Source organism: Gallibacterium trehalosifermentans, assembly GCF_042433055.1.
Lineage (GTDB): Bacteria > Pseudomonadota > Gammaproteobacteria > Enterobacterales > Pasteurellaceae > Gallibacterium > Gallibacterium trehalosifermentans.
Genome location: NZ_JBHLWB010000002.1, coordinates 98,336 through 113,142, shown reverse-complemented (window position 1 = coordinate 113,142; position 14,807 = coordinate 98,336). Strand labels below are relative to the sequence as shown.

Here is a 14,807-nt window from a genome sequence, read left to right as displayed (position 1 = left end):
GAAAAACTATGATTCGATTTTCCGATGTAAGTAAAGTGTATAGCGGTGGAACAAAACCCGCATTACAAGGATTAAATTTTCATTTACCTGCAGGTAGTATGACTTATATTACAGGGCATTCGGGCGCAGGTAAAAGTACTTTACTTAAATTGATTTTAGGTATTGAACGGGCTAATGGTGGCAATATTTGGTTCAACGGACATGATATTACTCGCCTTTCTGCTTCAGAAATGCCTTATCTACGCCGTCAAATTGGTATGGTCCATCAGGATTACCGTTTACTAACCAGTTATACTGTCCTAGATAATGTCGGTTTGCCACTGGTCATTAATGGTATGCACCCTTCCGAAGTTAAACGGCGAGCGTCGGCAGCACTCGATCGAGTAGGGTTATTTCATCGAGCAGATTATTATCCACAACAGCTTTCTGGTGGTGAACAACAACGTATTGATATTGCTCGAGCGATTGTTAATAAACCACAACTTTTATTAGCAGATGAGCCAACAGGTAATTTAGATAAAGAGTTATCATTAGATATTTTCCGACTTTTTGAGCAATTAAATCAAATGGGCGTAACAGTGATTATTGCCACGCACGACGTTAATATCATTTCGCAAACCCCAAAACCAACAATCGTACTTGAACAAGGACATTTGAAACAATTTTTTCGTTAATAGGATTATTATGAGTCAACGTCATGTGAATGCGCCACTTTGGCTACAACTTAAAATCGTTTTCCAAATGGTGATACGTGAATTATATAAAAGAAAATTAGGCACTTTACTCACGGTATTAGTCATTGCAGTCTCCTTAACCGTCCCTGTTACGACTTATTTGTTATGGAAAAATGTGCAATATGCAGTGGATAATTTTTATCCAGAATCTGAATTAGCTGTTTATCTAAATAAGAATCTTAGTGAACAAGATACCACAGGGGTTGTAGAAAAATTACGCACACAAGAGGGTGTTGCTTCACTAAATTATATTTCTCGCCAAAAAAGTCTTGAAGATTTTCGTCAATGGTCTGGATTTGGTGAGGAGTTAGCCCTATTGGACGATAATCCTCTTCCCGCAGTGGTGATGATTAAACCTACTAAAGAATATCAAAATACCAATGAGCTTTTATCATTACGCACAGCATTAAACAAAATTAAAGGTGTACAGGAAGTGCGTTTAGATGATGATTGGGTGGAGAAACTGGGCGCAGTATCTTACTTAATTGCACAAATTGCTATTATTTGCAGTATCTTAATGAGTCTTGCTGTCTTTTTAGTCATTGGTAATAGTGTGCGTTCTGATGTGTATAGCAGCCGTTCAAATATTGAAGTGATGAAATTACTTGGTGCAACGAATCACTTTATCTTACGTCCATTTCTTTGTACTGGCATTATTTACGGCATATTAGGCAGTGTTTTAGCAGCATTATTTAGTTTTCTCTTAATAAGCTACTTTTCAACCGCAGTAAGTTATGTTGCCAATATCTTTGCCTTTAAATTTGAATTACATGGTTTAGCAATTCCTGAGATTCTGTTTGTGATCATTATTTGTTCCGCTATTGGCTATGCCGCTGCATGGATTTCAGCAAACAAACACATTAATGATTTTGAAAAGAAATATTAATCCGAAAAGTCAAGTTCCACCGTATAGCGGAACTTGACTATCCTGTACGACAAGAGTAACATTCCGCCCGATATTTTTTCTATGAGGACAAACACTTTGGACAGCCACAGTCGATACTGGTTTTATATTTTCAACTAATCTTTTCGCCCTCATAGCCTATGCTTATCGGCGAAAAGTCGGTAAGTATCCTTACTTTCCACATTTAAACTAGAATCTTTTTATTTTGTTCATTGCGTTGTTCACCCACCCTAGGGAGTACGAACATGATCGGAGCTTTTGCTTTAGATGACGCACGCTTAGTGCGTATTGACGAAAATAGTGAAGCATTGAATGATGCAATTTGGATCGATCTCTTAGAACCGACTGTTGAAGAACGAGAAATGTTACAACAAGGATTAGGACAAAGTTTAGCTTCCTACCTTGAATTAGAAGACATCGAAGCGTCTGCACGTTTCTTTGAAGATGAAGATGGACTTCATTTACACTCTTTCTTCTATTGTGAAGATGAAGATGATTATGCCGATATTGCTACCGTTGCATTCACATTAAAAGATGGTCGTTTATTTTCATTACGAGATCGGGAATTGCCTGCATTCCGCCTATATCGAATGCGTTCTCGTACCCAAAAGTTATTAGAATGTAATGCTTATGAACTATTGCTTGATCTCTTTGAAACTAAAATTGAGCAGCTAGCAGACGTCATCGAAACGGTATATGCAGATTTAGAAAAATTAAGTCGAATTATCTTAGAAGGGAAACAAGGCGAAGCCTTTGATCAAGCATTAGCAACATTGACCGAGCAAGAAGATGTAAGTTCTAAAGTCCGTTTATGTTTGATGGATACCCAACGTGCATTAAGCTTTTTAGTGCGTAAAACACGTTTACCAACTAGCCAGTTAGAACAAGCAAGAGATGTATTACGTGATATTGAATCACTACAACCTCATAATGAATCACTGTTCCAAAAAGTGAACTTCTTAATGCAAGCAGCAATGGGTTTTATGAATATCGAACAGAACCGTATTATGAAGATTTTCTCGGTGGCTTCATTGATTTTCTTACCGCCAACATTGGTATCTTCAACCTACGGTATGAATTTCGCCAATATGCCTGAGTTAACGTGGAAATTTGGTTATCCATTGGCATTAGGCTTAATGGCGCTAGCCGCCCTATTCCCATTCCTTTACTTTAAACGAAAAGGCTGGCTGTAAAAAAGTTTATATAGATACAAAAATAGAAAGGCTGAAATCCAATAATGATATCAGCCTCTCATTAAATTAATGAACATTTAATTAAAATGTGAGAGAAGTACTTACTTTAATATTCCGTCCAACGCCAGAAACTTTTTCGCCTAAATATTGCTGATAATTTTTATTAAAAATATTATCTACTGCTAGATGTACTTTCAATGATTTAAAACGTTTCGGTTTCCACGTAATAAAGGCATTATGTAAAGTGTAACCTGCCGTTTTTGGTAGGCTCCAATAAAAGGCATTTGGATCATGATCACTTGGCGCTCTATCTTGTCGTCTCACCATATCAGCTCGCCAACCTAATGATACATCAATAGATGGTATATTAAATCCTAAAGAAAAACTTGCTGTTCTAGGCGGAATTTCGGCAATCCATGTTTGTTGTGGAAAATGAGGATCTCTTGGCGAGGCATCTCTTTTCCCTTTCATTTGTGAATAACTAAAACTACTAAAAATATAATCTGAATTATAATAAGCTTCTAATTCAAAGCCTTGGATACGATATCCAGGCAAGTTACGATAATTAGCTATCGGTTTACTCTCTTTATCAACCACACCTCGCGTTTTAAATATTTCATTCTTTCCACGATGATAAAAAACTAATGTACGTAACTGAAAATTATCATTAGCCAGTAATAAGTTATCTACATTAAAGAATGTTCCAAAACGAACAGCCGTTATTTTTTCTTTCTTTAAATGACGGCTTGATCCTGAAATATTCGCTGATGGAAATTGCACTTCGTATTGTTCATCAATCACTGGGGCTCGCCAACTTTTACTGACATCACTAAAGAAACTTAACTGTTTATTTATATTCCACTGCAAGCCAAAAAATGGAGACCACCCAGCATAAGATTTAGATCGATAATCATGTCCCGCTCTCGGTGTATTATAAATATTCGCTAAATTTTCCTGCCCAACATTTTTAATATGATCATAACGTAAACCAGGTTTAATCACCCACGAGTCCCATTCAATTTGATCTTCGATAAAAAAACTTTTTGTATATTGATTCCCTGACGGCATATACGCAGGGGAATACCAACCATAATTATATTGAGCATTTTTTACTTTTGATAAATCAAGCATTATCACATCACGTTGATTATGGTGCCATTGAATACCAAAAGTAAGATTATGTTTAAGCGCTTTTGTATTGAAAAAAGAGATATTACTTAGCTCAAAATTCCAATCTTTGTATTCTGTTTTACTCTTATTTCCCATAGAAGCTGATAAAAATTTTGACGCATCTTTATGACGCTCATCTTCCTGTATTGTTCTAGCAAGCCCTAATTTAGTTTCAACATTAATTAATGGGTTACCCGAAATATACGAATGCTCTAATACATAATTTTGATCTCTTAATTTGCGATAAACAAGCTTTCGTTTCCACGCAATATCCAAACCATATTTTCTTATATCACCAATCGTTGGTGCTGGTAAATCTGCACTACGTTTAGCGGCAAAAGGTGTCCAACCTTCATCTTTAAAATCTACCATAGAAAAAGTAAATCGTTGTTTATCTGTTGGAAACCAATTCACTTTAAAAAGATAACTTTTATTATCATTTTCTGAAAACAAAAATTCTGTACCATCTGGGCGAACAATATTTCGTCCATTTCTGATAGCAGTATAAAACAATCCATCTAGATCTTTATTTTCATTTCGCGCGAAAATGGCTGCACTATAAATATTTTGCTTATCATTGGAGTGGTAACTATATTTTAGTAACCCTCCTATTTGTTGATTTTCAGTTAAAAAATCACTCGCTTCTTTCGTTGTGAAATGAACAGTTCCGCCAAAGCCACCATTTCCATATTTCGCTGAGAAATTTCCTTTATCAACCTCAACCCGCTTTAAAATGTCAGGTTCAATAAAAACTGATCCTTGTTGATAACGTTCAAAGCTCTTTTGGTTACCGTCTAACAATACTCTCACATCTTCACTATCTTGCATTCCCCAAATATTAATACTTTGTCCACCTGGATTTGGGGAGCCAGCCATGCTTACACCTGGGAGAGTATTAATTAAATTACCTATATTATCGGCTTGTTGTTGAGTAATATTTTCACTATTGAGAAAAACCCTCCCACCAAGCACCGCTTTATCATCTTGATTAACAATAATTTCAGGTAATGCTTCATATTGTATAGATAACACTGTAGTTGGAGTAAGGAGCGGGAGGTAAAGTGCTAACATAGCAAGATATTTCTGATAAAAAGTTTTTTTCAACATATTATTTAAATTCCTTTGACATACCACTCAATAAATAATAATAATTCTTATTTGCGTGAGCAAGAGATTTATGAATAACAGCTGTTTTTTAGTAGCGAAACGTTTTCAGATTTAGATCTACATCACAGAATTAAAAAAATCATTTTGACTTTTTATCTGTAATAAAATTTAATTGATTATATGCAATTAAAATCAAAAAATTTTTAGTTTAAATGAAAAAGGCGCTCGCAAAAAAAAGCATTCTCAATTCACCTTTAACTAAAATAGATAGATTGATTCTACAAAGATATGAACCAGTCTTAGATATGCTAAGTAACCTATTGGGTGCAGAATGTGAAGCTGTTTTACACTCATTAGAAGATCTAGAACATTCCGTGATTAAAATAACAAATGCACATTTAACTGGGCGAAAAGCGGGAGCACCAATAACCAATACAGCGTTGAGAATGTTAAAACAAATTGAAAGTGGGCAGACAATGGTTTCTTCTGCTTATTTCACACACTCAAAAACAGGGAAAAGAATGCGATCTATCACTCAGGCTATCTACGGTGAAAATCAGCGTATTATTGGCTTATTATGTGTCAATCTTAACCTAGATATTCCTTTAGCAGACTTTTTCCAATTTTTATTTAACGATACAACAAATTCAAAGCAGGAAAGTCAGCAAACAGAACATTTTGCCGAAAATGCCGAAGATTTATTACAGCAAATTACACAACAAGTTATTACTGAAGTTAATTTAGACCCAACTATTTCAATAGCGAATAGAAATAAACAAATTATTTTTTTACTTAATCAGAAAGGCGTTTTTGAGCTCAAGGGGGCGATTAAGCAGGTTGCTGAATTACTTAACCTCTCCATTCATACTGTCTATATGCACTTACGGAAACACCAAAAATAAAGGAGATAATTATGCGTTTTGGACTTGAAACAGAATCTTGTCATTTATTGTTCCAACATCACAAAATGGATGTTTTTTCTTTTATTCGTAAAACGTGGGAACTTGGTTTAGAGGGTGTTCAATTAAATATTATTCCAGATCTTAATCTACACCCAGAATTAGGTGTCCTTGCCAGTGCAGATAATCAATATTTACATCGTATTCGCGAAGAAATTGAGCGTTATAACCTATATTGTGAAGTCGATACTCGCTTTTGTGAAAAACAATTTCTTGCTCCCGCACTCCGTATCGCCAATGAATTAGGTGCCGATATTGTCAGAACGTATGTCAGTAACGGACAATTTAATCCTCAACGAATGGCACTTGCTCCTGATAATTTAAAAGAGATCGTGCCTTTACTCAAAAAATATCGGATCAAACTTGCTCTAGAAAATCATGAACATGAAACATCAACAGAAATTATCAATATTATCAAGCAAGTGAATAGTATTTGGGTTGGTGCTTTATGTGATATTGGGAACGCTATGATGGCATGGGAAGATCCAGTTGAAGCAGTAGAAGCGCTTGCGCCTTATACTTATTCAACACATTTTAAAGATCATATTATTACATTACATAACGATGAACCTGTGGTTTGCGGGGTTCCAATCGGTCAAGGCAGCATTGATGTAGAACGTTGTTATCAAATTTTATTAGAGAAATCACCTATAACAAGAATCAATATAGAGAATTGCTACCCTTATTGCGCTCGTTTCGCAAGACCAAAAGGAACTGGTGGCGTGAATGAATTTACTGGGGCATTTGCCATCAAACCACCTATTTTTGCAGAAGATCTCGTAAAACCATTAGATTATTACTATCCACATAAAATTTCAGAACACGCATTAACAGAATTGACAAAAGCACAGTTGAAAGCCCTAGAAATTTCTCGTGATAAATTATGGGAGTTCAATAAAAAATATGGTCAATAAAGCCTTATTTCAAAGTAAAGGTAAATGATTTGATGCTAAGAAGCATCATAGTGATTAAACACATTCTCACGATAGGGAGTAATATATTATGCGAACAGGACTTTTTTCCAACAAATGGGTTCAGCTCGGTTTTTTAGTATTAGGTGGAGGAACAGTTTATAAACTCTCTAGTATTAAAGATGTTTTCTATGTCCCAATGCAACAAGATTGGGGACTCACCAATACACAAATTGGTCTTGGGTTTACCGTTTATGCCATTGTACAAACCATTGGCTATTTTTTCTCAATGTACCTAGCAGACCGCTATTCTAAAAAATATTTACTCCCAGCTGGGTTATTAGGCGTTGCCCTTTGTGGTGTTTACCTAGCAACATTACCTCCTTTTTGGGGCTATTTAATTGCTTTTGGTGCCTTAGCGTTCTTTGGTGAAGTCGTTTACTGGCCTGTTTTATTAAAAGCAGTAAGATTACTTGGTACAAAAGAAGAACAAGGGCGTTTATTTGGTTTCCTTGAAACAGGACGTGGTGTAATTGATGTGATTGTTGCCTCAGGTGCATTATGGATCTTCGTGCTTTTTGGTGAGGGTAAAACAGGTATGCAAGCTGGGTTACTTTATTACACGATTGTAACGGGACTTGTTGGTGTTATTACCTATTTTCTTGTTGATAATGACGATAAAGTTGTTACTAACAAAGATCAATCTGCTAACCAGAAAGTATTTGAAGGGATTTTATATGTTATTAAAGACGCAAATACTTGGTTAGCAGCGTTTGTCATTTTCTTTGTGTACTCAACCTATACTGGATTAACTTACTTTATTCCATTCCTTAAAGATATTTATGGTTTGCCTGTCGCATTAGTAGGCGCATACGGCATTATCAATCAATATGGGTTAAAAATGGTTGGCGGGCCTATTGGAGGTTTCCTTTCTGATAAAGTATTCAAATCTCCATTGAAATATCTACAGGTCGCCTTTGTTATTTCCGTTATTAGTATGTTGCTCTTTATCCAATTACCACATGAATCCATGAATGTTTATCTTGGTATGACGGCTACATTAGGATTTGGCGCCATTATTTTTACCCAGCGTGCAGTATTCTTTGCACCAATGGAAGAAGTGGGCGTACCACGTGAATATGCTGGCTCTTCAATGGCATTAGGTTGCTTGATTGGTTATATGCCATCAATGTTTGGTTATGCTATCTATGGTTATATGTTAGATACCTATCCAGGTATCGCTGGTTATAACAAAGTGTTCTATATTATGGCAGCATTTGGTCTATTAGGACTTATCTGTGCAACAATGCTACTACGTCGTATTAATAAAAAATAATCGTCCTATTACCCAATAAAAATGCGGCACTTGCCGCATTTTTTAATTAAATTACTTCCTTGCCAACATTGGCTTCAAGAATCGAGCCGTATGCGACCCTTCAATTTCTACAACTTGTTCAGGCGTACCCGTTGCGATAATTTGTCCTCCACCACTGCCCCCTTCTGGGCCTAGATCGACAATCCAGTCAGCTGTTTTGATAACATCAAGATTATGTTCAATCACAACAATCGTATTCCCTTGATCACGCAAACGATGTAAAACGTCAAGTAACTGTTTAATATCCGCAAAATGTAATCCTGTGGTTGGCTCATCAAGGATATATAACGTCTTACCCGTATCCCGTTTTGAAAGCTCTGCTGCTAATTTAACACGCTGCGCTTCACCACCTGACAAAGTTGTAGAGGCTTGTCCTAAGCGAATATAAGATAATCCAACATCAATTAATGTTTGCAATTTACGTGCTATCATCGGAATCGCATCAAAAAACGCTCTCGCATCTTCCACTGTCATTTCCAACACTTGATGAATCGTTTTTCCTTTATAACGGATTTCCAATGTTTCACGGTTATAGCGTTTACCTTTACAGTGATCACAAGGTACATAAATATCTGGTAAGAAGTGCATTTCAACCTTAATTACCCCATCACCCTGACACGCTTCACAACGTCCACCACGCACATTAAAACTAAATCTACCTGGGTTATACCCTCTTGCTCGAGCTTCTGGTACACCTGCAAACAACTCACGAATTGGCGTAAATACGCCAGTATAGGTTGCTGGGTTAGAACGAGGCGTTCTCCCGATAGGGCTTTGGTCAATAGCAATCACTTTATCGAAAAACGCTAATCCTTCAATGCGTTCAAATGGCGCGTGTTGTTGATTTTCCGCACGATTCAACGCATTTTGCGCAATCGGGAATAATGTATCATTAATTAAGGTAGATTTTCCTGAACCTGATACTCCCGTAATACAAGTGAATAAGCCAACAGGAATCTCTAAGTTGACCGATTGCAAGTTATTACCTGTTGCCCCAAATAACTGCAACATTCGTTGTGGATCCATTGCCGTACGCTTAACAGGAATCTCAATTTTTTCTTTACCAGACAAGAAACGACCTGTTAAAGAATTAGAATCTTGCATAATTTGTTGTGCTGTACCTTGTGCAACCACTGAACCACCATGCACGCCAGCCCCAGGTCCAATATCAATAATATGATCAGCAGTTAAAATAGCATCTTCGTCATGTTCCACAACAATCACGGTATTGCCTAAATTCCGCAAATGTAACAAGGTATTTAATAAACGCTCATTATCTCGTTGATGTAAGCCAATAGAGGGTTCATCTAGCACATACATCACCCCCACTAACCCAGCACCAATTTGGCTAGCTAAACGAATCCGCTGGGCTTCACCACCTGATAACGTTTCCGCAGAACGAGAAAGTGAAAGATATTCCAAACCAACATTCACTAGAAATTGCAAACGTTCTTTAATTTCTTTCAAGATTTTTTCAGCAATTTTGGCTTTTTGCCCCTCGAAATGTAATTGCTCAAAGTAACGTAACGCTTCACCAATACTCATTTCTGAAATTTGTGGTAAAGTCGTTTCACCAATGAAGACATGACGAGCTTCTTCTTTTAAGCGTGAACCATGACAGTCTTGGCATGGGCGATCACTAATATATTTTGCTAACTCATCTCTTACCGACATCGATTCTGTTTCTTTATAACGCCGAGCCATATTATTCAATACGCCTTCAAATATATGACGGCGCACCACCACATCGCCACGGTCATTTACATATTGAAACTCAATTTCCTCTCGTCCCGAACCGTTTAATACTAATTCTTGAATCTTACGTGGTAATTCCTCAAATGGACTCTCAATATCAAAATGATAATGACGAGCTAATGAAGTCAGCATTTGATAATAATAAAAATTACGGCGATCCCAACCACGAATTGCCCCACCAGCTAAAGATAAACTTGGATTTTGTACCACCCGCTTTTCATCAAAATATTGCTGAATTCCTAATCCATCACACGTTGGACACGCACCCGCTGGATTATTGAACGAGAACATTCTTGGCTCAAGTTCAGAGACAGAGTAGCCACAATGTGGACAAGCAAAATTTGCCGAAAAGACTAACTCCTCTACATTGCTGTCTTCCATATTTGCAACCACGACAATACCACCAGATAACTCTAATGCGGTTTCTAACGATTCTGCTAAACGTGGTGCTAAATCGGCTCGAACCTTGAAACGATCCACAACAACTTCAATGGTATGTTTTTTCTGTAACTCTAATTTCGGCGGATCAGATAAATCACAAATCTCGCCGTCAATTCTGGCACGGATATAGCCTTGTGCGGCAATACTATCTAACAATTTGGTATGCTCACCCTTACGCCCTTTTACAACTGGTGCAAGTAGCATCATACGATTACCTTCTGGCAATGCCAACACCTGATCAACAATTTGACTAATGGTTTGTGCGGTTAATGGTGTACCATGTGTTGGACAGCGAGGCTCCCCAACACGAGCAAATAACAAACGAAGATAATCATAGATTTCCGTAATTGTCCCAACCGTTGAACGTGGATTGTGTGAAGTTGATTTCTGTTCAATCGAGATTGCTGGCGACAAACCTTCAATATGATCAACATCAGGTTTTTCCATCAAAGAGAGAAACTGACGAGCATAAGCAGAGAGCGACTCTACATAACGGCGTTGCCCTTCTGCATATAAAGTATCAAAGGCTAATGACGATTTACCAGAACCAGATAAACCAGTAATCACCACTAATTTATTACGAGGAATAGTCAGATTAATATTTTTTAGATTATGGGTTCTTGCGCCCCTAATTTCGATATTGTCCATATACTGCGATAAAAAATTTGAAAAACCCAATGATTATCGCAAAATCAAAAAAACTGTGCAAATATCCAGTATCTTTTATTTTTTTCACTAGGGATTTACGGTAAGATAACGCACATTTTAAGTTTTTAACCAAAAGAAAAGAGGTAAAATTTATGGCAGGCGTAAATAAAGTCATTATTGTTGGTAATTTAGGTAACGAACCTGAATTAAGAACATTTGCGAACGGCGATGCTGTTGCCAATATTAGTGTTGCGACCAGTGATCGCTGGCAAGATAAACAATCTGGAGAGTGGCGTGAAATTACTGAATGGCATCGTATTGTTTTATTCCGCCGTTTAGCAGAAGTCGCAGGTCAATATTTACACAAAGGTTCAAAAGTTTATATTGAAGGCAAAATCCGTACCCGTAAATGGCAAGATCAAAATGGACAAGATCGTTACTCCACTGAAATTCATGCAGATACACTGCAAATGCTAGATAGCCGTAATGATAGAATGGGTGCTGATATGGGACAACAAAATCAATTTGCACCAGCAAATAATTTCCAACAAGCACCGCAATTTAATGCTCAACCTGCTGCAAAAACAGCACCTCAACCAACCGCTCCAGCAGCAAATCCAGATATCGCATTTGATGATGATATGCCGTTTTAACACTGATACAGTAGCATAAATACTAAATTTCAAGAAAGTGGCTTAAACAAATACGAATGTTTAAGCCATTTTTTTATCTATCAGATATGTTTGTTACCTCTGAAAGTTTGATTTTGGATTGAACAAAAAAATACGGTGCCAAAACACCGCATTTTTTGTCTGACTGAATAATTTATTTGCTTTCAGGTTGTTCAGGTTTCGCATTACTAAATGTTGGTGGAAGACCTGTCATATCTGGAAGTTGGTGTGCAATACCTTTATGACAATCGATACAAGTTTTGTTCTCTTTGATTGCCAATTCGTGCATTTTTGCAGCCACCGTTTTTTGTTGAGAGAAATCCATTCGATCTACATTATGACAATTACGACACTCTTGTGAATTATTGGCTTTCATACGTTCCCATTCACGTTCTGCCATATGTAAACGACGCGCATTAAATTTCTCTAACGTATCGGTATAACCCATATAGTAAGCATATACTTCCCGAGCTGCTTTAATTTTACGTACCATTTTCGGGATAAATTCGTGTGGTACATGGCAATCAGGACAACTTGCACTCACACCACTACGGTTTTGGTAGTGGGCTGTATGCAAATATTCAGGATAAACATCATTACTATGGCAACTTGCACAGAACTCTTCTGTATTTGTTTGTTCTAAGCTATAGTTAAATCCTACCCATGACACAATCCCCGCAATAAATGCCACAACAATTAACGTACCAACTGCAATTTTACTTGGGCTTCTAAACCAAATCCAAAAACGTTTAATTAAGCCAAATAAACTTAATTTTTTTTGCTTTTCTGTGGTCATTATGCTTCTCCTTTAATTTATTGACCATAACCTGGTAATGGTTTGAATTCATTTGGTACAATCGCTTTTGCATCTGTCTGTGGCACATGGCACTGCAAACAGAAATAACGGCGAGGAGAAGCATTAGCGCTAATCTTACCATCACGATCCATAAAGTGGGTTGGACTAATACGAGTTGCACCTGTTACACGTGAATTTTCTGCACTATGGCAATTCAAACATTGGTTAACATTCTTTGTTACTTGCATACCTGTTACACTATGTGGAATCAATGGTGGTTGATTCACATAATTTAATGCTTGTTGACCACCTTCTTTTGGCACATTAAATGCACTAGGTGCTATATTTTCCGCAGCGTGTTCTAGTTTTACACCCTCTTTTGCTAAGCTTTCATTATTTGGATTTGCCTCTGTTGCAGCCATTACAGAAGCCGCCATCATACTAGCAAATAGCGCGGTTGCTACCGTCCAAACAGTTCTATTTTTTGTCATCTTTCTCACTCCCCAGAATGATCAAATCTTGTTGAAAATTTAAATACTTTTTCAGCACAGACATCTATACAACGCCCACAGCTGATACAATCTTTTGATAATACGAGCAGGCCCTCGTCTTTCTTACCATGTAAAGGGGCACGTAATACTTGCGCTTCTGGGCAAACGTTATAACAATCCATACAATTATCACAACGTGTTCGATCAATTACCTTGATACGAAAAATCCCCTTGGCACCAATAACTCCGTGAGTTGCCCCGATAGGACAAAGATGCCCACACCAGCCATGCTCAACAATAAACAGATCAAATAAAAAAATTGCTAAAATTAACCAAAGTCCTGCCCCAAAACCAAAGATCAATTCTCGACCTAAGGTAGCAACAGGATTAACCCATTCCCATAATAACGTTCCACTTGCAGCACTGCCGATTAAAATAACAAGCAATAACCAATAGCGTAGTGAACGAGGAAGTTTTGCCGTTTGGCGTAAACCGAGTTTACGACGCAGCCATGCCGCACTGTCAGTTACCACATTTAACGGGCAACACCACCCGCAAAACACCTTACTGCCAACCAAAGCATAAAACGCAATAATAATGCCCGCACCTAATAAGGTCATAACACTTGGAAGATGCCCAGTAACCAAACTTTCGGCGGTAATTAATGGATCACTTAACGGTATGGTGTCTAGGAATAAACTGCCACTATAATTGCCTCGTAAAATCCAAACGCCAAATAATGGTCCAGAAAGAAACATCGCTAACACAGCTAGTTGTGATAAACGTCGCCAAAATAAAAAGCGATTCGCAGACCACCAACCTAATTTTTCTCTCGCTTCACGCCCTGCAACTTTAGGTGCATTCGCCATTATTTCACCTCCGGCATACGTACAGGTAAACTAATGGTTTCTTCTGACAGTAGCGATTTTCCTGCTTTCGCTTTTTCCTGCCAGCCAAAACGGTAATGTTTACCTAACATACCTTTTGCTAATTCAAGCGGTAGTACTTTAATTGCAGCCTCTTCCAATACACACGCTTCTTCACACTTACCACACCCAGTGCAAGCCTCAGAATGTACTGTTGGAATCATTAAAGCGTGTTTACCTGTGCGCTCATTACGCTGAACCTCCAGTGTAATCGCCTTATCGATCAATGGACAAACTCGATAACAAACATCACAACGTAAACCTTGCCAGTTCAAACAGGTTTCATGATCCAATAATACGGCTAACCCCATACGTGCCTGATTAATATCGTTTGCATTTGCATCTAATGCCCCACTTGGACAGGCTTTTGCACAAGGAATGTCTTCACACATCTCACAAGGCTTTTTGCGTGCCACAAAATAAGGCGTTCCTGCTTGCAACGGTGATACCCACGAAGCCAGATACAACATATCGTAAGGGCAAGCTTGTACACATTGCCCACAACGAATACACGCATCAGCAAATGCTTGTTCGTTCTCCAGTGCAAAGGGTGGACGTAATGCCACACCATCACGTGCTAAGCTTTGCTTTTGTGGCAAACTGAGCAAAATACCCAACCCAGCCAAGCCCCCAGCGGTACGAGTAGCATCTTTTAAGAAACGACGACGCTCAGGCGTAAATCCTGATTCACGCACTGGGTTGTCATTTCGTATATTGCGTTCCATC

At 37.8% G+C, this 14,807-nt stretch carries 13 protein-coding genes; 7 read left to right on the top strand and 6 right to left on the bottom strand.

Annotated features, from left to right (window positions below; genetic code table 11):
- Positions 1 to 8 precede the first annotated feature (8 nt).
- The 3 genes from ftsE (at position 9) to corA (ending at position 2,831) form a co-directional block, all read left to right on the top strand.
- Positions 9 to 674, top strand: a complete 666-nt coding sequence (gene ftsE / locus ACFFHK_RS03215) for a cell division ATP-binding protein FtsE (protein WP_382369273.1) — start codon at positions 9 to 11, stop codon at positions 672 to 674.
- A 10-nt stretch (positions 675 to 684) separates the two neighbouring features.
- Positions 685 to 1,620, top strand: a complete 936-nt coding sequence (gene ftsX, locus ACFFHK_RS03210; protein ID WP_382369269.1) for a permease-like cell division protein FtsX — start codon at positions 685 to 687, stop codon at positions 1,618 to 1,620.
- Positions 1,621 to 1,883: 263 nt separating this feature from the next.
- Positions 1,884 to 2,831 (top strand): magnesium/cobalt transporter CorA, encoded by a 948-nt coding sequence (corA, locus tag ACFFHK_RS03205; RefSeq protein WP_382369266.1) that lies wholly within the window; start codon positions 1,884 to 1,886, stop codon positions 2,829 to 2,831.
- A gap of 81 nt (positions 2,832 to 2,912) precedes the next feature.
- On the opposite strand, the gene ACFFHK_RS03200 is transcribed toward corA, so the two are convergent.
- Positions 2,913 to 5,108, bottom strand: a complete 2,196-nt coding sequence (locus tag ACFFHK_RS03200; protein WP_382369263.1) for a TonB-dependent hemoglobin/transferrin/lactoferrin family receptor — start codon at positions 5,106 to 5,108, stop codon at positions 2,913 to 2,915.
- A 212-nt stretch (positions 5,109 to 5,320) separates the two neighbouring features.
- Between ACFFHK_RS03200 and ACFFHK_RS03195 the strand changes: the two genes are divergently transcribed.
- The 3 genes from ACFFHK_RS03195 to ACFFHK_RS03185 all read left to right on the top strand — a co-directional run bounded on the left by ACFFHK_RS03195 (position 5,321) and on the right by ACFFHK_RS03185 (position 8,314).
- The gene (locus tag ACFFHK_RS03195; protein ID WP_382369260.1) at positions 5,321 to 6,010 is read left to right on the top strand and encodes a helix-turn-helix transcriptional regulator; all 690 of its coding nucleotides are present in this window, start codon (positions 5,321 to 5,323) and stop codon (positions 6,008 to 6,010) included.
- 11 nt (positions 6,011 to 6,021) lie between these two features.
- On the top strand, positions 6,022 to 6,981 hold the full coding sequence (locus ACFFHK_RS03190) for a sugar phosphate isomerase/epimerase family protein (protein ID WP_382369257.1): 960 nt from the start codon (positions 6,022 to 6,024) through the stop codon (positions 6,979 to 6,981).
- 88 nt (positions 6,982 to 7,069) lie between these two features.
- Positions 7,070 to 8,314 (top strand): MFS transporter, encoded by a 1,245-nt coding sequence (locus tag ACFFHK_RS03185; protein ID WP_382369254.1) that lies wholly within the window; start codon positions 7,070 to 7,072, stop codon positions 8,312 to 8,314.
- 51 nt (positions 8,315 to 8,365) lie between these two features.
- On the opposite strand, the gene uvrA is transcribed toward ACFFHK_RS03185, so the two are convergent.
- The gene (gene uvrA / locus ACFFHK_RS03180) at positions 8,366 to 11,197 is read right to left on the bottom strand and encodes an excinuclease ABC subunit UvrA (protein WP_382369251.1); all 2,832 of its coding nucleotides are present in this window, start codon (positions 11,195 to 11,197) and stop codon (positions 8,366 to 8,368) included.
- A 152-nt stretch (positions 11,198 to 11,349) separates the two neighbouring features.
- Here uvrA and ssb point away from each other — a divergent pair, with 152 nt between their 5' ends.
- On the top strand, positions 11,350 to 11,850 hold the full coding sequence (gene ssb, locus ACFFHK_RS03175) for a single-stranded DNA-binding protein (protein ID WP_382369248.1): 501 nt from the start codon (positions 11,350 to 11,352) through the stop codon (positions 11,848 to 11,850).
- Between the two features lie 172 nt (positions 11,851 to 12,022).
- Here ssb and ACFFHK_RS03170 read toward each other — a convergent pair whose 3' ends face one another.
- Genes ACFFHK_RS03170 through napG form a run of 4 tightly spaced genes read right to left on the bottom strand, consistent with a single transcriptional unit; the run spans position 12,023 to position 14,806 of the window.
- Positions 12,023 to 12,664 carry a cytochrome c3 family protein gene (locus tag ACFFHK_RS03170; protein ID WP_382369245.1) on the bottom strand — a complete coding sequence of 214 codons (642 nt, stop codon included), beginning with the start codon at positions 12,662 to 12,664 and terminating at the stop codon, positions 12,023 to 12,025.
- A 17-nt stretch (positions 12,665 to 12,681) separates the two neighbouring features.
- The gene (locus ACFFHK_RS03165; RefSeq protein ID WP_382369242.1) at positions 12,682 to 13,155 is read right to left on the bottom strand and encodes a nitrate reductase cytochrome c-type subunit; all 474 of its coding nucleotides are present in this window, start codon (positions 13,153 to 13,155) and stop codon (positions 12,682 to 12,684) included.
- 5 nt (positions 13,156 to 13,160) lie between these two features.
- Positions 13,161 to 14,024 carry a quinol dehydrogenase ferredoxin subunit NapH gene (gene napH / locus ACFFHK_RS03160; protein WP_382369239.1) on the bottom strand — a complete coding sequence of 288 codons (864 nt, stop codon included), beginning with the start codon at positions 14,022 to 14,024 and terminating at the stop codon, positions 13,161 to 13,163.
- A complete protein-coding gene (gene napG / locus ACFFHK_RS03155) occupies positions 14,024 to 14,806 on the bottom strand; it encodes a ferredoxin-type protein NapG (RefSeq protein ID WP_382369236.1) in 783 nt (260 codons plus the stop codon). The genes napH and napG overlap by 1 nt, the downstream gene beginning before the upstream one ends.
- Position 14,807: the final 1 nt, after the last annotated feature.